25 protein-coding genes and 1 tRNA gene are annotated in these 25,313 nt (G+C 62.9%); 15 read left to right on the forward strand and 11 right to left on the reverse strand.

What is annotated here, in order from left to right:
- Nucleotides 1–178 precede the first annotated feature (178 nt).
- The 4 genes from JT360_RS11270 to JT360_RS11285 all read left to right on the forward strand — a co-directional run bounded on the left by JT360_RS11270 (nt 179) and on the right by JT360_RS11285 (nt 5,427).
- Nucleotides 179–1,342 carry an ABC transporter permease gene (locus JT360_RS11270; protein ID WP_214471697.1) on the forward strand — a complete coding sequence of 388 codons (1,164 nt, stop codon included), beginning with the start codon at nt 179–181 and terminating at the stop codon, nt 1,340–1,342.
- Nucleotides 1,339–2,277 (forward strand): ABC transporter ATP-binding protein, encoded by a 939-nt coding sequence (locus tag JT360_RS11275; RefSeq protein WP_214471698.1) that lies wholly within the window; start codon nt 1,339–1,341, stop codon nt 2,275–2,277. The genes JT360_RS11270 and JT360_RS11275 overlap by 4 nt, the downstream gene beginning before the upstream one ends.
- Nucleotides 2,274–3,023 (forward strand): ABC transporter permease, encoded by a 750-nt coding sequence (locus JT360_RS11280; protein WP_214471699.1) that lies wholly within the window; start codon nt 2,274–2,276, stop codon nt 3,021–3,023. Before JT360_RS11275 ends, JT360_RS11280 begins: the two co-directional genes overlap by 4 nt.
- Before the next feature lie 262 nt (nt 3,024–3,285).
- Complete coding sequence (locus JT360_RS11285) at nt 3,286–5,427, forward strand: sodium-translocating pyrophosphatase (RefSeq protein WP_214471700.1); 2,142 nt, start codon at nt 3,286–3,288, stop codon at nt 5,425–5,427.
- Nucleotides 5,428–5,645: 218 nt separating this feature from the next.
- On the opposite strand, the gene JT360_RS11290 is transcribed toward JT360_RS11285, so the two are convergent.
- Nucleotides 5,646–6,161: an outer membrane protein assembly factor BamE gene (locus JT360_RS11290; protein ID WP_214471701.1), complete on the reverse strand. Its 516-nt coding sequence runs from the start codon at nt 6,159–6,161 to the stop codon at nt 5,646–5,648.
- Between the two features lie 114 nt (nt 6,162–6,275).
- On the opposite strand from JT360_RS11290, the gene JT360_RS11295 reads away from it, so the two are divergent.
- From JT360_RS11295 to JT360_RS11325, 7 genes are all read left to right on the forward strand, one after another.
- A complete protein-coding gene (locus JT360_RS11295) occupies nt 6,276–6,818 on the forward strand; it encodes a ubiquinol-cytochrome C chaperone family protein (protein WP_214471906.1) in 543 nt (180 codons plus the stop codon).
- A 3-nt stretch (nt 6,819–6,821) separates the two neighbouring features.
- Entirely contained in the window at nt 6,822–7,370 is a 549-nt protein-coding gene (locus JT360_RS11300) for a YceD family protein (RefSeq protein ID WP_214471702.1), read from the forward strand.
- 113 nt (nt 7,371–7,483) lie between these two features.
- On the forward strand, nt 7,484–8,554 hold the full coding sequence (plsX, locus tag JT360_RS11305; protein WP_214471703.1) for a phosphate acyltransferase PlsX: 1,071 nt from the start codon (nt 7,484–7,486) through the stop codon (nt 8,552–8,554).
- A 9-nt stretch (nt 8,555–8,563) separates the two neighbouring features.
- Complete coding sequence (locus JT360_RS11310; RefSeq protein WP_214471705.1) at nt 8,564–9,535, forward strand: beta-ketoacyl-ACP synthase III; 972 nt, start codon at nt 8,564–8,566, stop codon at nt 9,533–9,535.
- 102 nt (nt 9,536–9,637) lie between these two features.
- The gene (locus JT360_RS11315; protein WP_010915609.1) at nt 9,638–9,961 is read left to right on the forward strand and encodes an integration host factor subunit alpha; all 324 of its coding nucleotides are present in this window, start codon (nt 9,638–9,640) and stop codon (nt 9,959–9,961) included.
- Between the two features lie 210 nt (nt 9,962–10,171).
- Nucleotides 10,172–10,711, forward strand: a complete 540-nt coding sequence (locus JT360_RS11320) for a MerR family transcriptional regulator (RefSeq protein ID WP_013895974.1) — start codon at nt 10,172–10,174, stop codon at nt 10,709–10,711.
- A 103-nt stretch (nt 10,712–10,814) separates the two neighbouring features.
- Nucleotides 10,815–11,117 carry a hypothetical protein gene (locus JT360_RS11325; RefSeq protein ID WP_214471706.1) on the forward strand — a complete coding sequence of 101 codons (303 nt, stop codon included), beginning with the start codon at nt 10,815–10,817 and terminating at the stop codon, nt 11,115–11,117.
- A gap of 301 nt (nt 11,118–11,418) precedes the next feature.
- Here the strand turns inward: JT360_RS11325 and JT360_RS11330 are convergent, their stop codons facing one another.
- Nucleotides 11,419–11,610: a hypothetical protein gene (locus JT360_RS11330; protein WP_214471916.1), complete on the reverse strand. Its 192-nt coding sequence runs from the start codon at nt 11,608–11,610 to the stop codon at nt 11,419–11,421.
- A gap of 195 nt (nt 11,611–11,805) precedes the next feature.
- On the reverse strand, nt 11,806–12,417 hold the full coding sequence (locus tag JT360_RS11335) for a hypothetical protein (RefSeq protein ID WP_214471708.1): 612 nt from the start codon (nt 12,415–12,417) through the stop codon (nt 11,806–11,808).
- 268 nt (nt 12,418–12,685) lie between these two features.
- Between JT360_RS11335 and JT360_RS11340 the strand changes: the two genes are divergently transcribed.
- The 3 genes from JT360_RS11340 (at nt 12,686) to JT360_RS11350 (ending at nt 13,772) form a co-directional block, all read left to right on the forward strand.
- A complete protein-coding gene (locus tag JT360_RS11340) occupies nt 12,686–12,970 on the forward strand; it encodes a helix-turn-helix domain-containing protein (protein ID WP_214471710.1) in 285 nt (94 codons plus the stop codon).
- A gap of 178 nt (nt 12,971–13,148) precedes the next feature.
- Nucleotides 13,149–13,610 (forward strand): YbaK/EbsC family protein, encoded by a 462-nt coding sequence (locus JT360_RS11345; RefSeq protein ID WP_214471712.1) that lies wholly within the window; start codon nt 13,149–13,151, stop codon nt 13,608–13,610.
- Between the two features lie 85 nt (nt 13,611–13,695).
- Nucleotides 13,696–13,772: transfer RNA gene (locus tag JT360_RS11350), tRNA-Pro, on the forward strand.
- A 988-nt stretch (nt 13,773–14,760) separates the two neighbouring features.
- On the opposite strand, the gene JT360_RS11355 is transcribed toward JT360_RS11350, so the two are convergent.
- From JT360_RS11355 to JT360_RS11370, 4 genes are all read right to left on the reverse strand, one after another.
- The gene (locus JT360_RS11355) at nt 14,761–16,008 is read right to left on the reverse strand and encodes an O-antigen ligase family protein (RefSeq protein ID WP_214471713.1); all 1,248 of its coding nucleotides are present in this window, start codon (nt 16,006–16,008) and stop codon (nt 14,761–14,763) included.
- Nucleotides 16,005–17,540, reverse strand: coding sequence for an undecaprenyl-phosphate glucose phosphotransferase (locus JT360_RS11360; protein ID WP_214471715.1), 1,536 nt, complete (start codon nt 17,538–17,540; stop codon nt 16,005–16,007). The genes JT360_RS11355 and JT360_RS11360 overlap by 4 nt, the downstream gene beginning before the upstream one ends.
- 89 nt (nt 17,541–17,629) lie before the next feature.
- A complete protein-coding gene (locus JT360_RS11365) occupies nt 17,630–18,760 on the reverse strand; it encodes a glycosyltransferase (RefSeq protein ID WP_214471716.1) in 1,131 nt (376 codons plus the stop codon).
- Nucleotides 18,761–18,770: 10 nt separating this feature from the next.
- A complete protein-coding gene (locus JT360_RS11370) occupies nt 18,771–19,334 on the reverse strand; it encodes a polysaccharide biosynthesis/export family protein (protein WP_214471717.1) in 564 nt (187 codons plus the stop codon).
- A 257-nt stretch (nt 19,335–19,591) separates the two neighbouring features.
- On the opposite strand from JT360_RS11370, the gene JT360_RS11375 reads away from it, so the two are divergent.
- On the forward strand, nt 19,592–21,883 hold the full coding sequence (locus JT360_RS11375) for a GumC family protein (protein ID WP_214471718.1): 2,292 nt from the start codon (nt 19,592–19,594) through the stop codon (nt 21,881–21,883).
- Nucleotides 21,884–21,913: 30 nt separating this feature from the next.
- On the opposite strand, the gene JT360_RS11380 is transcribed toward JT360_RS11375, so the two are convergent.
- From JT360_RS11380 to JT360_RS11395, 4 genes are read right to left on the reverse strand one after another with little or no spacing between them, the layout of a single operon-like run.
- Nucleotides 21,914–22,750 (reverse strand): GNAT family N-acetyltransferase, encoded by an 837-nt coding sequence (locus JT360_RS11380; protein ID WP_214471719.1) that lies wholly within the window; start codon nt 22,748–22,750, stop codon nt 21,914–21,916.
- A gap of 6 nt (nt 22,751–22,756) precedes the next feature.
- Entirely contained in the window at nt 22,757–23,503 is a 747-nt protein-coding gene (locus tag JT360_RS11385; RefSeq protein ID WP_214471907.1) for an aspartate/glutamate racemase family protein, read from the reverse strand.
- 2 nt (nt 23,504–23,505) lie between these two features.
- Nucleotides 23,506–24,324: an ABC transporter permease gene (locus JT360_RS11390; protein WP_214471720.1), complete on the reverse strand. Its 819-nt coding sequence runs from the start codon at nt 24,322–24,324 to the stop codon at nt 23,506–23,508.
- Between the two features lies 1 nt (nt 24,325).
- The gene (locus JT360_RS11395) at nt 24,326–25,237 is read right to left on the reverse strand and encodes an ABC transporter permease (protein ID WP_214471721.1); all 912 of its coding nucleotides are present in this window, start codon (nt 25,235–25,237) and stop codon (nt 24,326–24,328) included.
- Nucleotides 25,238–25,313: the final 76 nt, after the last annotated feature.

The raw sequence follows: 25,313 nt of genomic DNA on the forward strand, positions 1-25,313 counted from the left end.
AGCGTCGGCGTCGGCACTCATCTTGCACCGCTGAAAATTGGCGAAAGCCATTGGGCTATCCGATCTCCCCACTTGAGGGGGAGATGGCCGGCAGGCCAGAGGGGGGCGCCTCGCGCAGACGTTACATCAGCGGAGCCGCTTCTCTCCCAGGGACCGTCGCTTCGCACAGATGCGCATCATGACCCTCCGCTTCGACAAGCTCGGCGTGGTCATCGCCGCGATTGCAGCCTACGCGGCGTTCGCCGCACCTTTCGCCACGTTCCGCGCCAACCGCATCGTTCCCGGGCAGGCGCGCTCGATTCTCGAGGCGTTGCCGGCGACGACCGGGCCATTGCTTTTGGCAATCGTGATCGTGGCAGCGCTCATAGCGCTGCTCAGGACACCGCTCGTGCTGCGGCTTGCCGTCAGTGTGGTCGCGCTTGCCGCACTTGCATTGCTCGTCGGCGTTGCCGGCACATTCCTCACGCCGGCCGGCAACACCTTTGCCAGGGTATCTCCAGCCTCCGGCTTCTGGATACTCATCTTTACCTTCACGCTCTTGCTGGCCGACGTGCTTACGCGCCTGAATTTGTCACCGTCGGCACGCATCGGCATGCTTGTCGTTGCGGCGGTGGCGATCGGCCTGCTGCTCGTCTCGGGAGCCTGGAACGATCTTTCCATCCTCAAGGAATACGCCAACCGTGCCGACAGTTTCTGGGCCGAGGGCTCCAAGCATGTGACATTGGCACTCGGCTCCCTGCTCGCCGCGGTGGTCGTGGGCCTGCCGCTCGGCATCCTCTGCCATCGTGTCGAAAGACTGCGCTCCGGCGTGCTCAATGTGCTCAACATCATCCAGACCATTCCCTCGATCGCGCTGTTTGGCCTGCTGATCGCGCCGCTCGGCTGGATCGCCACGCATGTGCCGGGCGCTGCCGGGCTCGGCATTCGCGGCATTGGCACAGCACCTGCCTTTGTCGCCCTGTTCCTCTATTCGCTGCTGCCGGTGGTGGCCAACACGGTGGTCGGCCTTGCCGGCGTTCCGCGTGCCGCCAATGATGCGGCGCGCGGCATGGGCATGACCGATAGGCAACGCCTGTTCGGCGTCGAGTTTCCGCTGGCTTTTCCGGTGATCCTGACCGGTATCCGTATCGTGCTGGTGCAGAATATCGGCCTTGCCACCATCGCAGCACTCATCGGCGGCGGCGGCTTCGGCGTGTTCGTCTTCCAGGGTGTTGGCCAGACGGCGATGGACCTTGTGCTGCTCGGTGCGGTGCCGACCGTGGCGCTGGCCTTCGCCGCCGCTATCATCCTCGACGCAGTGACCGAAATGACCGCCACCAAGCGCAGGGTTGAAACGGCATGATCGAGATTGAAGGCATTACCAAGCGCTACGATGCGACGACGGTGGTCGACGATGTGTCGATGGTCATCGAGCCACGCACGATTGCGGTCATTGTCGGCACTTCCGGCTCCGGCAAGACGACACTGCTGCGCATGATCAACCGGCTGGTCGAGCCGACTGCCGGCATCATCAAGCTCGACGGTGCCGACAATCGTTCGGTGCCCGGTTACGAACTGCGCCGCAGCATCGGTTATGCCATCCAGGGCCACGGCCTGTTTCCGCATCGCACAGTGGCGCAGAACATCGCCACCGTGCCGGTGCTGCTCGGCTGGGACAAGGCCCGCATCAAGGCCCGCGTCGATGAACTGATGACGCTCTACCAGCTCGACCCCCAGGAATTCGGGCCACGCTATCCGCACGAACTGTCCGGTGGCCAGCAGCAGCGCGTCGGCGTGGCCCGCGCGCTCGCCGCCGAACCCAACGTGCTGTTGATGGACGAGCCGTTCGGCGCGCTCGACCCGATCATCCGCACCAAGGCGCAGGAAGACCTGCTGGCGATCCAGAAGCGCTTCGGCACCACCATTATCCTCGTCACCCATGACATGGAGGAGGCCGTGCATATGGGCGACAAGATCGCCGTCATGGATGCCGGCAAGCTCGTGCAATACGCAAAACCCGCAGAGATCCTGGCAAGCCCGGCCAGCAGCTTCGTCGAGACCTTGGTCGGCGCCAGCGAAAGGCCATTCAGGCTGCTGTCGCTCGGACGGGTGCGTGACGCCGTGGAGAACGGCATCGCCGACGGCGAGGCGATCCCCGGCGACGCCAGCCAGCGCGATGCGCTGGCTGAACTCCTGTGGTCGGGCCGGCCGGCGCTGCCGGTGAAAGGCGCCGACGGCAAGCCGCTCGGCCGCGTCACGGTGGACGGACTGATCAAACGCGCGGCGAGGCCGGCATGAAAGCCTGGCTGCCTTTGCTGCTCAGGCTGGCGCTGGTGGTGTTGCTGGTTGCCTTCATCACCAGTCCAGCCTGGTTCGAGCCGCTGCTGAAGCCGCTGACCGAAAACAACGCTCCTGTGATCTACAATCAGGGCAGCCTGCTGACGCTGACGCTGCTGCATCTGCGCACCGTGCTGATCGCCACCGTCGCTGCGACCATCGTTGCGGTGGCTCTGGCCATCCTCGTCACCAGGCCGGCCGGTGCCGAATTCCTGCCGTTGTCACGCAGCCTGGTCAACATCGGCCAGACCTTTCCGCCGGTGGCGGTGCTGGCGCTCGCCGTGCCGGCTGTCGGCTTCGGCGAGAAGCCGACGTTGATCGCCCTGTTTCTCTACGGCCTGCTGCCGATCTTCGAGAATGCACTGACCGGGCTGACGACGCTGCCGGCCAATGTCGTCGAGGCGGCGCGCGGCGCCGGCATGACCGGCTGGCAAAGGCTCACCAAGGTCGAACTGCCGCTCAGCGCACCGATCATCCTTGGCGGCATCAGGCTCTCCGTGGTGATCAGCCTGGCCACCGCCACCATCGGCTCGACCGTGGCCGCCAAGACGCTGGGCGAGGTGATCATCGCCGGCCTGTTGTCCAACAACCTTGCCTTCATCCTGCAGGGCGGCCTGATCGTGGCGGCCCTTGCCGTGCTGATCTATGACGGGCTGTCGGCGGTTGAGCGCTACGCGGCGCGGCGGATGGGACGCGAGGCGGAGTAGTCCTCAGGGAAGCCAGCATCTTGTGCGAGTGGTTCCCTCGCGTCATTTTAATCGATCTAAATTGAAGACCATGCCGGCGGGGCCGTCCCACCCTATGCCTTTTGGGCGAAAGCCGGACAAAAACCGAACAATATCTTGACGTTCGCGACCCTGTTTCGCATACACCGCTGCGAAGAGGTGGATTCCGTCCGCGGATTCCGGTCTTTGTCTCAACGGCCCAGGGAGGGGTTCTTTTGGGCCATCAATCGAGGAAAATCCGGCAATGACAATTATTTCCGCCGTCATCGCCTGCGGTCTGCTTTCTGTCCTTTACGCCATCTGGGCGACACGTTCGGTTCTCGCGTCCGATCAGGGCAATGCACGCATGCAGGAAATCTCCGCGGCCATCCGCGAGGGCGCACAAGCCTATCTGGCGCGCCAGTACACCACGATCGCCATGGTCGGCGTCGTCGTGCTCGTGCTCGCCTGGTGGCTGCTTTCAATCACCGCCGCGATCGGCTTCCTGATCGGTGCCGTGCTTTCGGGCGCCGCCGGCTTCATCGGCATGCATGTTTCGGTGCGGGCCAATGTGCGCACCGCGCAAGCCGCGTCCAACAGCCTGGCCGCCGGTCTCGACATCGCCTTCAAGTCGGGCGCCATCACCGGCATGCTGGTGGCGGGCCTGGCGCTGCTCGGCGTCTCGATCTACTACCTGATCCTGACCCACTTCATGGGTCTTCAGCCTAACGATCGTATCGTCATCGACTCGCTGGTTTCGCTCGGTTTCGGCGCCTCGCTGATCTCGATCTTCGCCCGTCTCGGCGGCGGCATCTTCACCAAGGGCGCCGACGTCGGCGGCGATCTGGTCGGCAAGGTTGAGGCCGGTATCCCGGAAGATGATCCGCGCAATCCAGCCACCATCGCCGACAATGTCGGCGACAATGTCGGCGACTGCGCCGGCATGGCTGCCGACCTGTTCGAGACCTACGCGGTGACGGTCGTCGCCACCATGGTTCTCAGCTCCATCTTCTTCGGCGGTACTGCCGTTCTTGGTGCCGCGATGCTCTATCCGCTCGCAATCTGCGGTGCCTGCATCCTGACCTCGATCGTCGGCACCTTCTTCGTCAAGCTCGGCTCCAACGGCTCGATCATGGGCGCGCTCTACAAGGGCCTCATCGTCACCGGCCTGTTGTCGATCGTCGGCCTTGGTGTCGCCACTTCGGCGACGCTCGGCTGGGGCGAGGTCGGCACCGTCGCCGGCATGGTCATCACCGGAAAGAACCTGTTCATCTGCGGCCTGATCGGCCTTGTGGTGACCGGTCTCATCGTCGTGATCACTGAATATTATACCGGCACCAACAAGCGCCCGGTCAACTCGATCGCCCAGGCCTCGGTGACCGGCCACGGCACCAACGTCATCCAGGGCCTCGCGGTCTCGCTGGAATCGACGGCGCTGCCGGCAATCGTCATCGTCGGCGGCATCATCTCGACCTATCAGCTCGCCGGCCTCTATGGCACGGCGATCGCCGTGACGACGATGCTCGGCCTTGCCGGCATGATCGTGGCGCTCGACGCCTTCGGCCCGGTCACCGACAATGCCGGCGGCATTGCCGAAATGGCCGGCCTGCCCAAGGAAGTGCGCCACTCCACCGATGCGCTCGACGCGGTCGGCAACACCACCAAGGCGGTGACCAAGGGCTATGCCATCGGTTCGGCCGGCCTTGGCGCATTGGTGCTGTTTGCCGCCTATTCGAACGACCTGAAGTTCTTTGCCGCCAACGGCGACAAATATCCGTACTTCCAGGGCATGGGCGAGATCTCCTTCGATCTCTCCAATCCATACGTCGTCGCCGGCCTGATCTTCGGCGGTCTCATCCCGTATCTGTTCGGCGGCATCGCCATGACGGCCGTCGGCCGTGCGGCGGGCGCTATCGTCGAGGAGGTGCGCAAGCAGTTCCGCGAGGATCCGGGCATCATGGCCGGCACCTCGAAGCCGAACTACGCGCGCGCGGTCGATCTTCTGACCAAGGCGGCAATCCGCGAGATGATCATCCCGTCGCTGCTGCCGGTGCTGGCGCCGCTCGTCGTCTATTTCGGCGTGCTGCTGATCTCGGGCTCCAAGGCCTCGGCTTTCGCAGCCCTCGGCGCCTCGCTGCTCGGCGTCATCGTCAATGGCCTGTTCGTCGCCATCTCGATGACCTCGGGCGGCGGCGCCTGGGACAACGCGAAAAAGTCGTTCGAGGACGGTTTCGTCGACAAGAACGGCGTCAAGCACGTGAAGGGCTCCGAGGCGCACAAGGCCTCGGTGACAGGCGATACGGTCGGCGATCCCTACAAGGACACAGCCGGCCCGGCAGTCAATCCGGCGATCAAGATCACCAATATCGTGGCGCTCCTGCTGCTGGCTGTGCTCGCACACGGCTGAAAGGAGCGTTCTGAAATGAATATCCGCGGGGAGCGATCCTCGCGGATTTTTTTCGGCAGAGCGGTTCTGGTTGGAATGGATGCCGTCAACTGTCCTGGCGCCCCATTGCTGGCAAGTCGGCCTTGGCTTGGGCAAACAAAAACCCGTGGGATCGCTCCCACGGGTTTCCGGTCGCCTGAGATGGTGCTGCTTCCAGAGCGGAAGACAGGATCTGAAGATCAGGGAGTGCCGCCGCCGGGTATGCCGGGCGCCAGCTTGCTGGCGCCGTTGATGATCTGGCTGAGGAAGTTCTGGTCCTTGCCGCCAGTCGGCGTGGTGCGCGAGATGAAGTCGAAAATCTTGCCGTCCTTCAAGCCGTAATTGGCGATCTGGGTGACGCGGCCATCATCGCCGAAATACACCGCCAGCACTTTCTGGTCGACCAGCCTGGGCTTGTCGAAGGCGACGTAGCGCTTGCGCGTTTGCGAGATATAATAAAACGCCTCGTTGTCGAAAGTCGCCGTCGTCGACGGCGTACCCAGGGCCAGAAGCACCTGCTCGCGGCTGGAGCCGACGGGCACCGAATCGACTGCCTGCTGGTCGATGACATACCCTTGCGTGAACGTCTCGCTCGGACTGAGGTCGCCGACCATCTTGTTGGTGTGACATGCCGAAAGCGCCGAAACGACGAGCAGCAGCGAGATCGCGCCAGCGGGCCTGGACGAGAAGGTCGACTTGAAATTCAGCGCGCGCAACAACAATTCTCCATTATATCGCCGCAACTTGCGCTGGGCCGCAAAACCGGTAAACCAGCTTGCTTGCCGATGCAACAAGGCCAATTCAACAAACGGTCCCCGGAGACCATCCCCATGTTCCAGCGCCTTTTTGGCCGCGAACGCCACGCCAACCGCGCCATCACCGACGCGCTGTACGCACAAATCGTGGCGGCGGCGCGGCAGACTGTATTTTATTCCCACTGGAATGTGCCGGATACGCCGCTCGGCCGTTTCGAGATGGTTTCGCTGCACATGTTCTTGTTTCAGCATCGTTTGCGCGGCGAAGACGGCGTGGCGCAGGAGATCGCACAGGTGCTGATCGACGAGTTCTTCCTCGACGTCGATCATTCGCTGCGGGAACTGGGCATTGGTGACGTCGGCGTACCCAAACGCATGAAGAAACTGGCGAAGATGTTTTATGGCCGCACCGCCGCCTATGATGATGCGCTGGAAAGAAGCGATCGCGACGGGCTGACCGCTGCCCTTGCCCGCAATGTCAGGCCCGACGCCGACGTCTGGCCGGAAGCATCGCGACTGGCTCTCTATGTCACCGAAGCCTGCAATCAATTGGCTGCGCAGCCATCCGAATCGATTGTCTCCGGCACGGTGGCGTTTCCCGTCGCCAACGGAGGTTGATCGATGAAGCATGTTGATCCGCAAAGCCCGGTATCCTTCCGCGCAAACGTCGCCCGGCTGCCGCAGAAGGGTTTGCCTGTTGTGATCGAGGCCGATGCCGCACAGCGTGCGGCGCTCGCCGAGGAGCATGGATTGCTGTCGGTCGAAGCCTATCGCGCGGAACTCCTTGTGGCCTCCTGGAAGCGCAATGGCGTGAAGGTCAGCGGCCGCGTCGAGGCCGACATCACGCAGGCCTGCATCGTCACGCTCGATCCCGTCGAGGCGCATATCGACGAGCCGGTCGAAGCGCTGCTGCTGCCCGAGGATTCCAAGCTTGGACGGCAGGGATTCGAAGGTGGCGGCGAGATCCTGCTCGATGCGGAAGGACCCGACAGCCCCGAAACATTTTCCGGCGACACGATCGATGTCGGGGCGCTCGCCGAACAGTTCTTCGGACTGGCGATCGACCCCTATCCGCGCAAGCAGGGCGCGTCGCTGGATGCCGGCGGCGAGACTGAAGCGGCGGAGAATGAATTTCAGCAAAAACTGCGATCGTTGCTTGGAAAATCCTGAAAACCTCGCCCGCGATGGAAAAGCCGGTTGTGTGAAAACCCAAAACCGCTATTTTCGCCCAACCTTCGCGACCACTAAAGCGACCTGCCGCCAAACCGTGAGATGAACACCGCGTGATCAGGATTTCCATCGATGCCATGGGCGGCGATCACGGACCAGCCGTGGTCATTCCGGCGCTCATGACGGTCGCGACCCGCCGTCCCGACATACGCTTCGTCATCTATGGGCGTGAGGAACTCGTGCGCCCCGAACTGGCCAAGTTTCCCAAGCTCGCCGATATCAGCGAATTCTTCCACTGCGAGGTCGCGGTCAGGATGGACGACAAGCCGAGCCAGGCATTGCGCCATGGCCGCTGGAAGTCGTCGATGTGGAAGGCGGTCGAAGCGGTCAAGTCCGGTGCCGCGGACGCCTGCATCTCCGCCGGCAACACCGGTGCATTGATGGCCATGTCGAAATTCTGCCTGCGCACGATGGCCACCATCGAGCGCCCCGCGATCGCGGCGTTGTGGCCGACATTGCGCGGCGAGAGCGTGGTTCTGGACGTCGGCGCCACGATTGGCGCAGACGCGCACCAGCTCATCGATTTTGCAATTCTCGGCACCGGCATGGCGCGCTCCGTATTCGGCGTCGCCCGGCCCACCGTCGGCCTGCTCAATGTCGGCGTGGAAGAGATCAAGGGCCAGGAAGAGGTCAAGGAGGCGGGACGCATGCTGCGCGAAGCCAACATGGCCTCGATGAACTATCATGGCTTTGTCGAAGGCGACGATATCGGCAAGGGCACGGTCGACGTGGTGGTGACGGAAGGCTTTGCCGGCAACATCGCGCTGAAGACGGCGGAGGGCACCGCGCGCCAGATCGCAGGTTATCTGCGCGCCGCGATGAGCCGCACCCTGATGGCCAAGATCGGCTATGTCTTCGCCAAGGGCGCCTTCGATCGCCTGCGCGAAAAGATGGATGTCGGTCGCTCCAATGGCGGCGTCTTCCTGGGGCTGAACGGCATCGTCGTCAAAAGCCACGGCGGTGCTGATTCGGACGGTTTTGCCGCTGCGATCGAACTCGGCTACGATATGGTGCGCAACAATCTGCTCGACCGCATTGAGGCCGACCTGGACCTGTTTCATGCGCGCAACCCGCATGCCCTGTCATCTCGGAAATCCGACGTCGTTAGCGACGCGAAGGAATAGGAAAGAATTTTGATCAGATCAGTCGTGCGCGGCACGGGCGCCGCGCTGCCCCGCCGCATCATGAAGAATGCCGATTTCGAAGGCATGGTCGAAACCTCGGATGAGTGGATCGCCCAGCGCACCGGCATCCGCCAGCGTCATATCGCGGCCGACGACGAGACGACGGCTTCGTTGGGCGAGGCCGCGGCTCGTGCGGCCCTGGCCAATGCCGGGCTGACGCCAGATGACATCGACCTGATCGTGCTGGCGACCTCGACGCCAAACAACACGTTCCCGGCCACCGCGGTCGAGATCCAGAACCGGCTTGGCATGCATCATGGCTTTGCCTTTGACATGCAGGCAGTGTGCTCCGGCTTCGTCTATGGTGTGACCACAGCCGATCTCTACATCCGGGGCGGCCTGGCCAAACGCGTGCTGGTGATCGGTTCGGAGACATTCTCGCGCATCCTCGACTGGAGTGACCGCTCGACCTGCGTTCTGTTCGGCGACGGCGCCGGGGCGCTGGTCCTGGAGGCAGGCGAGGGCGGCGGCACGATTGCCGACCACGGCGTTCTGGCTGCCAGCCTGCGCTCGGACGGCACCCACAAGGACAAGCTCTTCGTCGACGGCGGACCGTCGACGACTGGAACCGTCGGCCACCTCAGGATGGAAGGCCGCGAAGTCTTCAAGCATGCGGTCGGCATGATCACCGACGTCATCGAGGCGACCTTCTCTGCGGCCGGCATCACTGCGGCCGACCTCGACTGGTTCGTGCCGCACCAGGCCAATAAACGAATTATTGACGCTTCCGCCAAGAAGCTCGGGATTGCAGAGCAAAAGGTGGTGGTCACGGTCGATTTGCACGGTAACACGTCGGCTGCTTCCGTGCCGCTGGCGCTGTCGGTGGCCGTCGCCGACGGCCGCATCAAGAAGGGCGACCTGGTGCTCCTGGAAGCGATGGGCGGCGGCTTCACCTGGGGTGCTGTTCTGGTTCGCTGGTAAGTGCAAAACGGTCCGGTTTCGGTCCTTGACCTTGCCGGATCAATTACTTAGGCTCTATCGTTGTTGTGCCGATTTTTATGTTTGAGCTGATGGGACGGTCGCATGGGGGGAAAGACACTTACGCGCGCCGACCTTGCCGAGGCCGTCTACCGCAAGGTCGGTTTGTCGCGCACTGAATCCGCTGAACTCGTTGAGGCTGTTCTGGACGAAATCTGCGAAGCCATCGTCCGCGGCGAGACGGTCAAGCTGTCGTCCTTCGCGACGTTCCATGTTCGCTCCAAGAATGAGCGCATCGGGCGCAATCCCAAGACCGGTGAAGAGGTGCCGATCCTGCCGCGCCGGGTGATGACCTTCAAGTCGTCGAACGTGCTGAAGAACCGCATCTTGCGCTCTCACCAGAACAGCAAGGCCAAGGGCGGCAAATAGCTCCATTGTACGGTTGAAAACCGGCCCCGCCATGACGCGGGGCTTGAATATTGCTTCACAAACCGCTGAAATAAGGTCCGATTCGGCAGCATGGCCGGATGGGTGTTCAGCGTATGATCCATTCCGCGCAACGGAATGAGCTTCTCTTTGGTGAGCCTGATCTCGTTGAAGACCGTTCCGGATCACGCTCCAGCGTGAGGATTTTCGCCCATGGACAAGAGCCCTGACGCCTTCCGCACCATCAGCGAGGTCGCCGAAGATCTCGACCTGCCGCAACATGTGTTGCGCTTCTGGGAAACGCGCTTCAACCAGATCAAGCCGATGAAGCGCGGCGGCGGCCGTCGCTACTACCGGCCGCAGGATGTCGAGCTGATCAAGGGCATCCGCCACATGCTCTATGACCAGGGCTACACCATCAAGGGCGTGCAGAAGCTGCTGCGCGAAAACGGCAATCATTTCCTGGTCGCCATCGGCAATGGCGACATGGCCGCCGTCGAGGCGATCTCGCAGCGAAAGCAGGCCGACCAGGTGCCGCTGACGCCGGCAGCGCAGCCGCGCGGCGGGGACGATGAACTGGTTGGCCAGCCGAGGGTCAAGCCCAGCCGCCGCTTTTTCGGCCTGGGCAAGGGCGATGAGGAAGGTCCGGTTCAGCCGGACGCGTCGAAACTCTCGCGCGACAATCGCGCGCTGCTGCAGGAAGCACTGTTCGACCTGCTGGAGTGCAAGCGACTGCTCGACCAGGTGCGCTGACCGCGGCGCGAAGTGCTGAAGCCTCGAAACCGGAACCCGCCTTGGCGTGGGGCGTTACGTTTCCTTCTGCAAGACGTCGTTTAGCAAGACAAGGAAACGCATGATGGCATCATTTTCGACCCTTTCGGACATCGACCTCGAAAAGCAGGTCGCGGCCCTGTCGAGGGAGATCGCGGCGTTGCGCAAGGCAGTGTCAAAGCGGGGCGGCGCATACTACGAAGACAGCCGCGATGCCGCTCTGGAAACATATTCGGATCTTGCCGGACGTCTGCGCGATGCCATGCCGGCGATCCGCAAACAAGGCAAGGTGATCGAGAGGTCGGCCCGCGATCATCCGGCGGTGGCCGCCACGGTGGGCCTTGTGGTGCTCGGCTTGATCGCCAGCCTGTTGTTCAGCCGCCGCTGAGGTGCCTGCGGGTGATGACTTCGAGGCGGAAAAGATCGCGGCTCACCTCGGGCGGCCGCCATTAGCGATGCCGGTCGTTGCTCTGGCATCTGGCGCGTAGCGCGTCGGCATCGCGATTTGGCTCCGCCTGAAAGATTCCGCTTACCGTCGCGGTATCGGGATTAGCGCCGAAAGTCCTGGGCCAGCGGTGTCGTCACGCTAAGGTCGATAGCCCCCGCTTCACGTCGAAGCCTTGGATGACCCAGGAGAGGCCAGCCTTGAGCAAGATCCCAAGGCCGGTCTTCTCGCTGGCAGTCTGTACTTAGTAGGCCTTATTCACGTGGTGGTGATGGTGAACGCGGTGGTGGTGACGAACATGATGACGATGATGAATGCGGTGATGACGGTGATGCTTCGCCATCGGGGCGGCATCCGCGCTGGTCGCGCCGATGACCGGCACCGTGAAAGCAAGTGCAACTGCAAGCCCAAGGGCCGAGAGGAGGGACTTCTTCATGGATCGTTTCCTTTTTCGCGGGCAGATTTATAATCGGGTCGACGCCCGACCGCCGCGCATGGAATTACGCGCCCGAATTTTTTCGTCAGTATTTCCTGATTGTAGAATTTTGTTTCTGGAGTGTTTCCGCGCAATCGGGGGCTGTACCGTCACCATCGCGCAGGCCGAAGGCTGCGCCCATGGCACCTGTTCTGGCTACATCGGCGGGACCACGCCGTTGTTTCCCACCACGACACGGCTGGAACTCAGCGTCCCGTCAGACTCCCGCTGAGCGGGAATGAAGACGGTCGTGCCCGGCTTGAGATCGGTCGGCGTGGCCGGGGCGAAGGTCACGACAGGCGTGCTGTCGGGGATCGAAATCTTCTTTGTCTGGCCGTTGTCATAGGTCAGCGTGACGGCGCGTCCGTTTATGTCGGTAACGCCGGCGACGGTGCCGTTGGTCATGCGGCTATTCGGCTGCAGGTCCCACGGGCGATCACCCTCGCCAGTGCCCTTCAAGGCGGCTGGGAAAATCACCACCTCCAGTGCGCCGCTGCCGCCATCTGCCTTCGAGACGGAGGCGATGCCGAGGAAATCGCCCTGCTTGATGTCCTTTTCGGAGGCGCTGGCGACGCCGGAAATCTTCCAGCCGGTATTGAGCTTAATCGCCGAGGTATCGCCCTGGCGGGTTTTAACGGTCAGCAGCGATGGCTCGAAGTTGACCACAGTGCCCCGCACGCGCATCGCGTCCGCCGCCTGGGCGCCCGCAGCGGCAATGGAAAGGCTGGTGATCGCGCCAAGCACGACCATGACTGTCTTGAAGTTCATTGCAGATATCCTTCTGGGAACGGGCTGGCTGGAACCGGATGGTTTTCACGCCAGCGCATCAGAACAACGAACAGGTGGGCCTAAACCTCCGAGCAAAAAGGTGGCTGGGGTGTTCAAAAGAACTTGATGGCGTGTGAAACCGCCTCGCAGGCATCCGGTTCACGATAGCGTGACGGGGTCTTGGCAAATCGCCGGCGAGCGGGCATCTTCCTGCTCGTCTCAGGCAACATCCATTTTGATCAAACTCTTTCAGCCACCGGAGTTGCCAATGCCCCACAATGCAAAAAGCCATGCCCTCTCCGAACCGTTAGCCAGTGAGGTCGGGCCTCATTACAGCTCCCTCAGAGCCATGCGGGAAGCCCGCGGATACAGTCTGGAAGAGCTTTCTCTGACCTGCGGCCTCGCGGTCGACGAAATCGAGGACATCGAGAACGGCAGGGCGGCCGATCCGGCGAAGCTGCGTCGTATCGCGTCCGCGCTTCGGCTGCCTCAGGACGCTCCCATTGCTTCCGCCGCACCGACACGGGCCCCACAAGGCCGGCCGCTGGCATAGAATCAGCAACAGGCATGCCCGAGAAACCCGCCAAGGCCCGCTTGGCGGGTTTCTTGTTGACGCCGCATTGGTCTCCAGCAGGCCGGGCTTGCCGAATTGTCAATCGCACGTGTTTATACGTGCGGCATCCAAATCCGCCTCAATCGCGCCGTGCATTTTTGAATCGTGGTTTTTCGATATGAGCCTGGAATCTGTTCGTGCTTTCTTCGCCGTTTATGCGCCTGATATCGAGGTTGTCGTTACGGAAGCGAGTTCGGCGACGGTAACGCTGGCGGCGGAGGCGCATGGCGTCCTGCCGGCGCAGATCGCCAAGACCATCTGCCTGCGCGTCGGCGATCGCACCATGCTCGTCGTGACCAGCGGCATCGCCAGACTGGACAACCGCAAGTTCAAGGACCAGTTCGGCGGCAAGCCGCGCATGCTCGACGCCGCCGAGGTTCTCGAGGCCACAAGTCATCCGGTTGGCGGCGTCTGCCCGTTCGGCCTGCCGTCGCCGCTGCCGGTCTATTGCGACCTATCGCTGCGCGAATTCGACGAGGTCGTCCCCGCCGCCGGCGCCACCAACGCGGCGGTACGGATCGCGCCGCAGCGCATGGTCGAGCTTGCCGGCGCTGAATGGGTGGACGTCTGTCAAGGCTAGGTGAGGTTCGGGAATGCCAACATCACGACAGTCGCCGAATTTCGGTTGACCCGAGCGGGGTTATCACGATACATCGCGACCGGTCCGGAGTGTAGCGCAGCCCGGTAGCGCACTTGACTGGGGGTCAAGGGGTCGTCGGTTCGAATCCGGCCACTCCGACCATTAGTTCCTTGAAATCCCTAGTTTTATCGAAGGCGCCTGTGGGCGCCCTTTCTCGTTTTCGGAACGGAAAGGCGATCCAATCGCCCGAGTCGGACCTCGGAGCCGCGAAAAAGTCCGAACTGGCAGCGAATGTTCCTGCATCCGTGCACGTCGGCGATTGTGGAATTCTCCTACAATTCAGCCCTTCGCTGTTCCTTGGGTGCCCACACCCACAGCCCGCTGCACTCCCAAAGAAGTCCCAGCGGCGGGTTGATCCCCGTGCGAGCCAACATTTTTTATTTTGGCGATGGCGGCTGAGCCGAGTTCAGCCGGCGGGCGACCGTGTAGGCAAACACTACCCCCCGAGCTTCATCAGTTACGCGAATCCAGTCCCTCGCCCATCTTTGAGATGCTGTCTCGCAGGCATTCATTTGCGATGCGGCCACAGCAGGGCCGGTCGCTTCGACTGCCTTGGATCTGATTACCCGATCGTAGCGCATTTCCGCGACATCGTAGATTGGCATGCCACCCGCCCTGCAAACCCTACACCCCATAAGGTAGTATTGCGCGGCGCAAGCTCGCCCGCAAGTGGCAAGGTATGGGGCAGATCTGGCGTTGGACACTTCACCGATGCTTAAGTCGAGACCAAAATCCCGGAGATTTCTGAAGTTTCAAGGCGGCCCGGTACCCGCGTTGGGTTGATTGGGGCACCGGGCCTAGCCAGCGGACTGTTAAGGGACCACGCGCTGGCTGGCGAATATATGCACAGACGCTAATATGCCGAAGCATGCAAATGAAGGAACCTGGCGATGAAAAGCCGGTTGCGATCTTCGTCGTTTCCGTTTTGAGAAGCACATCGGCGCACGGTCCTGACGACGAATGATGTTCGCGATGGCGCAGGAGATTGGCGACAAGGTGCGCATCAGTGGCCTAAGGGATTGGGAACTTGTCCATTTCGAACCAGGACTTCTCTGAGTCCGCCTGAGCTGGACCTGGCCAGATCAGGCCTTTACCTTCTTGTTGGAGCCAGAGTCGGCGGCAACCGCTGATGGCGGTATTCCAATGCGATGGCGCCCCAGATCAGGCCGAGCAGCAGGTAGACATGGCGCCAGTGGTCGATGTCGATGAAGGTGCCGAGCCCGATATTGCCGATGAAGGCGACATAGGCGCACAGGAGATAGGGCTGCCACGGCCGGTCGCGCAGAAGGATTCGAAATCCGGCTCCGATGGTCCACAGGACGAGCGTCAGGAACGACACGAAGCCTAGCCAGCCATAGTCCATCAGCATCTTCAGCCAGATGTCGTGCGTGTCCTCCCCGAAGATCGTGCCGAAGACCAGCGGCCCGATGCCGAATGGGTGCTCCATCGCCATCTGGAATCCGAGCGTGTAGCGGGCGAAGCGGCCGAGGCGGGCGGTGTCGTAGCTCTGCTCGAGATGCGCGCGGTTGGAGAACATCTCCGACACCCCGGGCAGCTGCAAGATGACGATGATGGCGACCGCAAGCAACGACAATGCGGCGATGGTCATGATCACCACGCGCAGCCGGAACATGCCGCTGGCGCTCTGCAGGAACAGGCAGCCGGTGAGCAGGATCGCCGAAATGGCGAACATGCCCCAGGCGCCGCGCGAGAAGGAGAAGAAGATGCCGGCCGTTATGATCAGCAGCGGCACCGCCAGCAGCGGCATGCGCGAGACCGACCCAGTCAGGATCAGATAGAGCAGGTAGATGCCGGGCAGCACCAGGAAAGGTCCGAAGACGTTCGGATCCTGGAACGCGCCGGCGGCGCGGTCATATTTGGTGAACATTTCCGCGCCGGGAAAGGCGTGGAAGTAGCCGGCTATGCCGAGCAGCGAGGTCATCACGGCCGAGATCACATAAGCAATGAAGATCAACCGGTAGAGGCTCGGCCGTGTGGCCGTGACGGAGGCGAAGAACACCGCGCTGAAAGCAAGAAACAGCGATACCGAGAGATAGAGCGGCGTGTTGGCGAGGTCCGCCATCTGCGTCATCGAAATCATGCCGCCGATATTCATCGTCACCAGCAGCACCAGCAAAGGCACGGCAGCACGGGAAATCTTCAGGCTGAAGAGAGCCCAGATGATGATCAGCCCGGCCATGTAGATTTCGTAAGGCGCCGGCTCGCTGATGACGAAGCCGGACAGAAGGATGCCGAACACCACCGCACTGGAAGAAATCAGCGCGATCAGCTTGGCGTTGACCGCGCCCGGTGACAGTTCGTGGGAAATCGCGCTCAATAGGCGTTTTCCGTGTTGAGCAACCGGACCGGAGTCAGGAACAGGATCCGCAGGTCGAACAGCAGCGACCAGTTCTCGATGTAATAGAGGTCATACTCCGTCCGCATGCGGATCTTCTCGTTGGTGTCCATCTCGCCGCGCCAGCCGTTGATCTGCGCCCAGCCGGTGACACCGGGCTTGACCTTGTGGCGTGCGAAATAGCCGTCGACCACCTCGTTGTAGAGAAGGTTGTGCGACTGCGCGGCGATGGCGTGCGGGCGCGGCCCGACCAGCGACAGCGTACCGAGCAGCGAGTTGAAGAACTGCGGCAACTCGTCGATCGAGGTCTTGCGGATGAAGCGGCCGACACGGGTGACGCGCGAGTCGTTCTTGGTCACCGTCTGCTTGGCGGTCGGGTCCGACCTGTCGGCATACATCGAGCGGAATTTGTAGACCTCGATCACCTCGTTGTTGAAACCATGCCTCTTCTGGCGAAACAGCACCGGCCCCTTGCTGTCGAGCTTGATGGCGATTGCGGTGGCCAGCATGACCGGCGAGAACACCACGATGCCGATAAGGCTGAAGATGATGTCGAAGGCACGCTTGGCGACTGAATCCCAGTCGTTGATCGGCTTGTCGAAGATGTCGAGCATCGGCACCGAGCCGATGAAGGAATAGGCGCGCGGACGGAACTGCAGCGCGTTTGAATGCGCAGAAAGCCGGATATCGACCGGCAGCACCCACAGCTTCTTCAACAACTGCAGCACGCGTGTTTCAGCGGTCAGCGGCAGCGATACGATCAGCATGTCGATGCGGGCGATGCGGGCGAACTCGATCAGCTCCGAAATGGTGCCGAGCTTGGGATAGCCGGCGACGATGGGCGGCGAGCGCTTGTCGCCGCGGTCATCGAAAATGCCGCAGATGCGGATGTCGTTGTAAGGCTGCTTTTCGACCGAGCGGATCAGGACTTCCGCGGCCTTGCCGCCGCCCACGATGACGGCGCGCCGCTCCATGCGGCCATCGCGCGCCCAGCGCCGGATCAGCTTCGACATCACCAGCCTGAGGCCGAAGAGGAGAACGAAACCGACGACGAACCAGGTGCCGAACAGCAGGCGCGAATAGTCTTCCGATATCTTCACGGTGAACGCGGTCAACGCCATCAGCGCGAAGGCTCCGGCCCAGGCCAGCAGGATGCGGCTAAAATTGGCGACCGGCCGCATCAGGGAAACAACCTGGTAGCAGTCGGTGACATCGAGCAGCACCACCGCGAGGAACGACGCGGCAGCGATCGTCACCGGATACTGCCAGGCGAAGTAGTTGAAGAAACCGACATAGTAGAAATAGACGCAGAGCCCCGAAACAAACAGCAACCCGAATTCGACCATGCGCAGGACACCGCTGACCATGATCGGCGACATCGTATCGCGCCGGTACTGCGTGGCGACCTGTCGGGCGACGTCGTTCATGCCGCCGGGCGCATCGCCATCGGCAGGGCCGTCGAATTTGCGCACCGCTTCTGATGAAAAGCGACGCGCGGGGTCGATCTCGTTCATGGAACAGTCCGCAAGCTTCCACGGGTGATTAGCAAAAGAGAGCTAAGAAACCCTTGAAACAACCCATGGTTTTGGAAAGGCTTGGAGAACTACCTGCCGAGCGCGGCGAAATAGGCCTTCTCGATTTCGGCGGCCATGACGTCGGCGCCGAAGCGCGCCCTGAGATCGGCGGCATCGGGCATCGATTTGCTGTAGGCTGCAACGTCCGCCAGCGCTTCACTCATCTTGTCGGCGAGTTCGATCGGGTCGGGCCGGATCAGAGCAGGGGAGTCGGAACCCAGAATCTCCGGTATGCCGCCGACCGCGGTCGCAATGATGGGTCTTGCCGCGGCAAGTGTTTCCAGCACGATATACGGCATGGCTTCGGCCCGCGAGGGAACCACGACCAGCGCCGCCAGCGCGAAGGCCTCCCGGGCCGACATCGGCGGCAGGAACCGGACATGGCCTTCAAGGCCCAGCCGCTTCACCTGTGCGTGGTAGTGCGGCAGGTCGTCGCCGTCGCCGATCATCACGGCGCTCAGCGCGCGGCCGAGCTGCGGGCCGGCAGCGGCGAGGGCGTCGATGAAGATGTCCGGTCCCTTGAGGTCGCGCATCATGCCGATATAGAGCAGATCGGCGGCATCGGCGCTGATGATCACCGGTTCGAATTCGGCGGCGCGCAGTCCGTTGTAGACCAGCATGTTCGGGATCGGCGGCTCGCCCACCTTCCTGCGATAGGTCCGCCGCTCATAGTCGGAGACGAAGAGCAGGCAATCGGTGAAGCGCGCCATGAAGCGCTCCAGCGCGAAGAACAGCTTTCCGGTGGCTGTGGTTTCGTCATAGTGGAGGGAGCCGCCATGCGGCGAATAAAGGCGGGCCACGCGAGACCTTGATACCCGCAACAATGAGCCGAACAGACGGGCATAGGCGCCACCCTTGGCGCCGTGCCCGTGCAGCACGTCCGGCCGCAATTCCTTGATGATGCTGTAGGTGCGCCGGGCCGAGGCGAGATCGCCCGGGCCGACATGGCGCTGCATCGGCGTGCGATGAATGCCCAGCGCCAGCATGTCCTTCATCTGCCCGAACAGACGCTCCTCGAATTCGCCGCCGGTGGTCGAATCGCAGACAATGCCGACCATATGACCGGCCGCGACCTGCGCTTCCGTCAGGTCGCGCACATGCCGGAAAATTCCTCCGACGGGTGAGCGAAAGCAGTGGACGATCCTGAGAGTGTCCGCCACGTGGTGTCTGTCAGAACAGGCGTTCGCGGACGTAGACCGTATCTCCGGGCAGCAGCGGATCGGACGTCACCACGCGGCCCGTCATCACCTTGCCGTTGATGTCGCGGGTGATGTCGACGCTTTCCTGGTTGGCGCGTGGGGTGAAGCCGCCGGCAATGGCGATGGCCTTCTGCACGGTCAGGCCGGGCACGTAGGAATACTGACCGGCAGCGCCCACTTCGCCCATGACGAAGATCGGCCGGTAGCGATCGATCTCGACCGAGACGTCGGGGTCGCGCAGATAGCCTTGCCGCAATTTGTCGGCGATCTCCTTTTCCATCTGCTGCGCGGTGTGGCCACGGGCCGGAATGGCGCCGACAAGCGGGAAGGAGATGTAGCCGGACTGGTCGACACTGTAGGTGTTGGTCAGTCCGTCCTGCTCGAAGACCGTAACGCGGACGCGGTCGCCCGCGCCCAGACGATAAGGCTGGTCAAGGACTTCGTGGAAGGCCGCGGGCGTTGGCCGGTAACTGGAGCAGCCGGCGAGCATCGACACGGCAAGCAGCGCGTGAAAGAGGGAAGCAGTGCTTTTCATGACCGGATACGTACCTTCGACTGGCCGCTGCGGCGTCGCAGCAAACATCTGGGATCGGGTTCGTTATCATCCTGTTAGGGTTAATGGCCGGTAAAGGGGCCGGCCGATACCGCTCGCGGCGATAAGCATTTTGCCATTTTGTCGATTTTTTCTTGTCGCGCGCCAGTAAAGCCTAACGGTTCCTTACCGCGATCTTAACGGCTGAGTTACCATAGTTGTTTACGGTGCGTGCTGACCCAGTTTCGGAGTAGGGATGCATGTCCGTTCAGTCCGCGGCCGCAGATGTCGACGTTGACCTCAGGCAGCTCTTCGCCAGCCTGGCGAGGAACTGGCTGCGCATATTGCTCTTCGTTCTGGTGGTGACGGGCCTGGCGTTTGCATTCGCTTCGTTCGCGACCCGGCACTACAAGGCCCAGACGCAGATCGAAATCGCCCCGCGGGAATCTGTCTACACCCGTCCGGCCGGCAGCAACAATGACGGCGACAAGCCGATCCTCGACGAGCAAGGCGTCGCCACACAGGTCCAGATAATTTCGTCCAACGAAATCCTCAAACAGGTGGCGCAGAAGCTCGGCCTGTCGCGGCTGCCTGAGTTCGACGAAACGATCAACATGTCGTCCCTGAGCCGTGTGCTGATCCTGCTTGGGCTGAGAAACGACCCGATGGATGTTCCGGCCGATGAACGCGTGTTGAAGAAGATGCGCGAGAAGCTCAACGTCTATGGCGTTGAGAAGACCCGCATCATCGCCATCGAGTTCTCCTCCGAGGATCCCAAGCTCGCCGCGGCCATCCCCGATGCCATTGCAGCTGCCTATATTGCGGGGCAGGGCGCGGCCAAGAGCGAATCGAACACCGCCGCCGCCGATTTCCTGGCGCCTGAGATCGCCGACCTGTCGAAACAGGTCAGGGATGCCGAGGCCAAGGTCGCGGCTTACCGCGCCCAGTCCGGCCTCCTGATCGGCGGTAACAATTCGGTCCTCGCCACCCAGCAGCTGGCCGAGCTGTCGACCGAATTGTCGCGCGTGCGGGCCAACCGCGCCGCGGCCGAAGGCACCGCCGACAGCGTGCGCAAGGCGCTGCAGAATGGCGGCTCGCTGGATTCGCTGCCGGAAGTGCTGTCGTCCGACCTGATCCAGCGTTTGCGGGAGCGGCAGGTCGAGTTGCGCGCCAACATCGCCGATCTGTCGACGACGATGCTCGACAACCATCCGCGCGTTCGCGCCGCGAAATCACAGCTGGCCGATCTCGACGCGCAGATCCGCAGCGAAGCCCAGAAGGTCATGAAGGGCCTGGTAATGCAGGCCGATGCCGCCAAGGCGCGCGAAAACCAGCTCGTCGCCGACGTCAACACGCTGAAGGCGGCCTCGGCTCAGGCCGGCGAACAGCAGGTCGGTCTCGACGCGCTGCAGCGCGATGCCGCCGCCAAGCGCCAGCAGCTCGAACTCTACCTGACCAATTACCGCGAGGCAGCTTCGCGTCAGGACCGCAACTACGTACCGGTCGACGCCCGGGTTTCCTCGCCGGCTTCGGTGCCCGCCGAACCCTACTTTCCCAAGGTCGGGCCGATCGTTGGCGCTGCCGCCGCGGCCTCGCTTCTGCTGGCGGCGGTCTACACACTGCTGCGGGAACTCTTCTCCGGCCGCGCCATGCGTCCGGCGACGGGGGCACGTTTCGCACCGATCGACGAAGTGGCGATGCCGCCAACCGCCCGCCAGGAACCGGCCGCCTCCCTGGAGCCATCCGCCCGCCTGGATCCGGTTGCCGCCAGCGAGTTCGCCGATGGTCCCGCCGAGGCGTCGCGGCCTGAAAGGGTCGCGGATCCGCAGCCTGCTGCCTTGTCCGAGCCCGTCGCCGACGCCGAGCCTGCCGCCAAAGCCGAACCTGTGACCCAGGCTGAATCCGTGGCCAAGTCCGAGCCGGTCATGGAGGTCCAGCGGCCGCGTTCTGTGCTTGGCGAGATCGACGTCGAGAAGGCCGCCGAGAAGCTGATCGCCAGCGGAGCCGCGCGTGCCATATTTGTCTCGCCCGAAGGCGACGAGGCGGCCGCTTCGGCGATCCTGGTGGCGCGCGAGGTGTCCGACGCCGGCCTGCGCGTCCTGCTCCTCGACCTGACCGCCTCGGGCGCTGCTTCGCGGCCGATGCTGGACAGCGGGCTTTTCCCCGGCATCACCGACCTGCTTGCTTCGCAGGCGCAGTTCAGCGACGTGATCCATGCCGATCTCTATTCCGACTGCCACGTCATTCCCGTCGGTACCGCCGACCCGGTCCGCGCCATGCGCGCCGCCGACCGGCTGCCGATCATCATGCAGTCGCTGACCACCGCCTATGATCTGGTGGTGGTCGAATGCGGACCGGCCGATGCGCAAGGCATCAGCCGCCTGGGCGGTAACGCCACCGAGGTGTTCCTGTCCATGCTCGAGGCGGACGACGAGGTGACGCAGGCCGCGGTCAGGCTGATCGAGAACGGCTACCCCGACCTGACGCTGGTGACGCCGCTTGGCCACGAGCCGCCGGGCAATCCGGTGCCGGGCCGGCGCTCCGCAGCCTGAGACAGAACCGCCCTTGGAGGCAAGCGTGGCCTATCCCAGTTCCAGGGTGGTCACACCGAATATCCTGCTGGCATCGAGCGTCGGGGGCGGGCCTTTGTACATGCGGGTGGTGGTGAAGGTCGGTGAGAAGCCTGCCGCATCGAGCGCCCCGATGAACTCCACCTTGGTGGCCGGGACGTCGATGTGAAGGTCGCCACCGTCGCACGCGCTCGCCAGGTCCTCGAACAATTCGAATGCGGTCTGCATGTCGTCGGCGAAGAGTGGGCCGATCTTGAAGCCGCTGCGGCAGGGTCGCGCCACCGCATAGCCGGCCGTTCCCTGCGATGTTATCGCAGCCAGAGCACGGTGAGGCGGCTGCAGCCATCGTTGCAGGAAGGAGCGCCGGGGCGCGGGAAAGCAAAGCGCGTCATATCTGATGATGTCGGGCACCAGTTGCGCGGTCACCATGCGGGACCGCGCGGCGCCGACCGGCAGGGCAGCAAGGCGTCCGCTGTAGCGGATGGTCTCGTAGGCCGGCCTGAATCCTTTGCTCTGATAGTTGGCCCGTTGCTCTTCGACGCCATCGAGCCCGATGGTGCGCCCGGCCAGCCTGCTCATCCCAGCGGTCCACACCGCCTTGCCGTAGCCCTTGCCGCGCATGTCCGGACGGCAAATGTAGAGACCGATGAAACCGAAATCGTGCCCATAGGCCACCGCCGAGATCGCGGCGGCCATTTCGTTGCCGACAAAGGCGCCGATGAAACCCTCCGGATCCGCTGCCTGGAACATCGCCGCATCTCCGAGGCCGGGGTTCCAGCCCTCGGCGGCCGCCCAGTCGATGAGCTCAGCCAATTCCTGAAGCGACAGCGTGCGGATGGTCGGTTTCATGGGTGCTCATTTCGCAGCGACGGCTTCGGGCGAGAACGATTTCAGCATACCACGATAGGGCTTGGCGAGTGGGTTCGCATAGGCGCCGCGCTTCGATGTCGAGAGGCCGAGAGCCACCAGGGCCTCGGCTTGCTTCAAAGCCGCTCCGACGCCATCGACGACAGGCAGACCGAACTCGCTCTGCAACTGGTGGGCAAGATCTGCCATGCCGGCGCAGCCAAGCACGATAGCCTCGGCACGATCCTCCTCCACGGCCCGGGCGATCTCGTCGCGCAGCTTGCCAACCGCTCCTGATGCCGGATCCTCGAGCGCCAGCACCGGAATGTCGGCGGCCCGCACGCGCACCCGGCCCGACATGCCGTAGCGTTGCACCAGTCCCTCCACCGGCACGCGCGAGCGTTCGGTGGTGGTTACGACGCTGAAGCGCTGCGCGATGAAGGAGGCCAGGCTGAGTGCGGCCTCGCAGATGCCGATAACGGGAATGGCGGCCATAGCCCGGGCGGCATCGAGCCCGGTGTCGTCGAAGCAGGCGATGATGGCGGCCTGAACGCCGCGACGTTCGCCGGCGGCGATCTCCATCAGCAGGCCGGGCACGGCCAGCGCTTCATCATAATAGCCCTCGATCGAAGCCGGTCCCGTGGACGAGGTGACGGCGACGATTTCGGTCCGGACGCCGGCGACGCCGCGCGCGGCCGCCGCGATCGTCTCGGTCATGCTCGCCGTCGTGTTGGGGTTCACCACCAGTATTTGCACGGTCACGCTCTCGCCCGGCGGCGGCCGACATAGAGGATCGCGCCCAGCGTCGCCAGGATTATCAGGAAGGAGAACACGGTGGTCACCGTGCCCAGCGCATAGAGCACCGGCGTGGTGACATTGGTGGTCATGCCGTAGATCTCGAGCGGCAGTGTGTTGAAGGTTCCTGAGGTCATCAGTGTGCGGGCAAACTCGTCATAGGAGAGCGTAAAGCCGAACAGGCCGACACCGATCAGGCTCGGCGCGATCATCGGCAGCACGACATGGGCGAAGGTTTGCCAGGAGGTGGCGCCGAGGTCGCGCGCGGCCTCCTCATAGGCCGGCGAGAAGCGGTTGAAGACGGCGAACATGATCAGCACGCCGAAGGGCAAGGTCCAGGTCAGATGCGCGCCGAAGGCCGATGTGTACCAGGCCGGCCGAAAGCCGATCTGCTGGAAGACGACGCCGATACCCAGCGAAATGATGATCGACGGGACGACCAGGCTGGCGACCGCCAGGTAGAACAAAGCGGTGGCACCGCGAAATTTCCGGCGGAAAGCAAGGCCGGCGAGCAGCGACACCACGACGGTGACGATCATCACCATCACGCCCAGCACCAGCGAGCGCTTGAAGCTGCCGCCGAAATCGCCAACGGCCTGGCGCTCGAACAGATTGGCGAACCAGTGCAGCGACACGCCGTTGAGCGGGAAGGTGAGGCCGCCGGTCTCGCCCTGGAAAGACAAGATCAGGATCGCCGACAGCGGCCCGTAGAGGAACAGCACGAACAAGGCGAAAAAGGCCGCGAGCACGTAGAATTCGAGGGTGCGTCTTTCGTGGCTCACGTCAAAGCTCCCTGCGGATGTCGACGATGCGCAGGATGCCGGCGACCATGAGCAGCACCAGCACCAGAAGCACCACGGCGTTGGCGGCGGCGGCCGGATATTGCAGCAGCGACATCTGGTTCTTCATCATCAGCGCCACCGAAGCGCTCTGGCCGCCCGACATCACCTGCACGGTAGAGAAGTCGGCCATCACCAGGGTGACGACAAAGATGGTGCCGATCGCCATGCCGGGCTTGGCCAGCGGAATGATGACGTTCCACAACACCTGCCAGCCGGACGCACCGGCATCGCGCGCGGCCTCGACCAGCGAACGGTCGATGCGCATCAGCGTGTTGAAGATCGGCGTCACCATGAACAGCGTGTAGAGGTGCACCATGGCGAGCACGACCGCGAATTCGGAATAGAGCAGCCATTCGATCGGTTTGGGCACGAGGCCCATATGCACCAGCATCGAGTTGATCAGCCCATTGCGGCCGAGCACCGGAATCCACGAGATCATGCGGATGATGTTGGAGGTCAGGAACGGCACCGTACAGACCAGGAACAGCACCATCTGCATGGCGGTGGTGCGGATGTGAAACGCGAGGAAATAGGCGACCCAGAAGCCGATGAACAAGGTCAACGCCCAGACGATGGCGGCGAATTTGATGGTGTTCAGATAGGTCTTCCAGGTGACCCAGGAGCCCAGCACGTCGGAATAGTTGGTGGTCAGAAAATCCGGATACATGGCGGCGAAGTCGTAGTCCCAGAAGGAGACCACCACGATCATGATGATCGGCAACAGCAAAAACGCGCCGAGGATCAGCGCCAGCGGCGCCGACTGCAGATAGGGCGCGACGGCGCTCAGCGAGAAGCGCCGGCGCCTTGCGGGCTTGGCGGCGGCGATGGTGGAGCGTTCGAGCGCGACTGTCATCAATGCTCTCGGTTTTGGCAATGCGGCCTGAACCGCGGCCCCTTCTCCCACGAGGGGAGAAGGGGAAGAGGAGAGG

It is taken from the genome of Mesorhizobium sp. dw_380 (genome assembly GCF_018588885.1).
Taxonomy (GTDB): domain Bacteria; phylum Pseudomonadota; class Alphaproteobacteria; order Rhizobiales; family Rhizobiaceae; genus Mesorhizobium.

What these genes read in the sequence shown, in the direction of transcription:
- JT360_RS11270 (WP_214471697.1), top strand. Translation starts at nt 179, where the DNA reads ATGACCCTCCGCTTCGACAAGCTCGGCGTGGTCATCGCCGCGATTGCA.
- JT360_RS11275 (WP_214471698.1), top strand. Translation starts at nt 1,339, where the DNA reads ATGATCGAGATTGAAGGCATTACCAAGCGCTACGATGCGACGACGGTG.
- JT360_RS11280 (WP_214471699.1), top strand. Translation starts at nt 2,274, where the DNA reads ATGAAAGCCTGGCTGCCTTTGCTGCTCAGGCTGGCGCTGGTGGTGTTG.
- JT360_RS11285 (WP_214471700.1), top strand. Translation starts at nt 3,286, where the DNA reads ATGACAATTATTTCCGCCGTCATCGCCTGCGGTCTGCTTTCTGTCCTT.
- JT360_RS11295 (WP_214471906.1), top strand. Translation starts at nt 6,276, where the DNA reads ATGTTCCAGCGCCTTTTTGGCCGCGAACGCCACGCCAACCGCGCCATC.
- JT360_RS11300 (WP_214471702.1), top strand. Translation starts at nt 6,822, where the DNA reads ATGAAGCATGTTGATCCGCAAAGCCCGGTATCCTTCCGCGCAAACGTC.
- JT360_RS11315 (WP_010915609.1), top strand. Translation starts at nt 9,638, where the DNA reads ATGGGGGGAAAGACACTTACGCGCGCCGACCTTGCCGAGGCCGTCTAC.
- JT360_RS11320 (WP_013895974.1), top strand. Translation starts at nt 10,172, where the DNA reads ATGGACAAGAGCCCTGACGCCTTCCGCACCATCAGCGAGGTCGCCGAA.
- JT360_RS11325 (WP_214471706.1), top strand. Translation starts at nt 10,815, where the DNA reads ATGGCATCATTTTCGACCCTTTCGGACATCGACCTCGAAAAGCAGGTC.
- JT360_RS11330 (WP_214471916.1), bottom strand. Translation starts at nt 11,610, where the DNA reads ATGAAGAAGTCCCTCCTCTCGGCCCTTGGGCTTGCAGTTGCACTTGCT.
- JT360_RS11335 (WP_214471708.1), bottom strand. Translation starts at nt 12,417, where the DNA reads ATGAACTTCAAGACAGTCATGGTCGTGCTTGGCGCGATCACCAGCCTT.
- JT360_RS11340 (WP_214471710.1), top strand. Translation starts at nt 12,686, where the DNA reads ATGCCCCACAATGCAAAAAGCCATGCCCTCTCCGAACCGTTAGCCAGT.
- JT360_RS11345 (WP_214471712.1), top strand. Translation starts at nt 13,149, where the DNA reads ATGAGCCTGGAATCTGTTCGTGCTTTCTTCGCCGTTTATGCGCCTGAT.
- JT360_RS11360 (WP_214471715.1), bottom strand. Translation starts at nt 17,540, where the DNA reads ATGAACGAGATCGACCCCGCGCGTCGCTTTTCATCAGAAGCGGTGCGC.
- JT360_RS11370 (WP_214471717.1), bottom strand. Translation starts at nt 19,334, where the DNA reads ATGAAAAGCACTGCTTCCCTCTTTCACGCGCTGCTTGCCGTGTCGATG.
- JT360_RS11375 (WP_214471718.1), top strand. Translation starts at nt 19,592, where the DNA reads ATGTCCGTTCAGTCCGCGGCCGCAGATGTCGACGTTGACCTCAGGCAG.
- JT360_RS11380 (WP_214471719.1), bottom strand. Translation starts at nt 22,750, where the DNA reads ATGAAACCGACCATCCGCACGCTGTCGCTTCAGGAATTGGCTGAGCTC.
- JT360_RS11395 (WP_214471721.1), bottom strand. Translation starts at nt 25,237, where the DNA reads ATGACAGTCGCGCTCGAACGCTCCACCATCGCCGCCGCCAAGCCCGCA.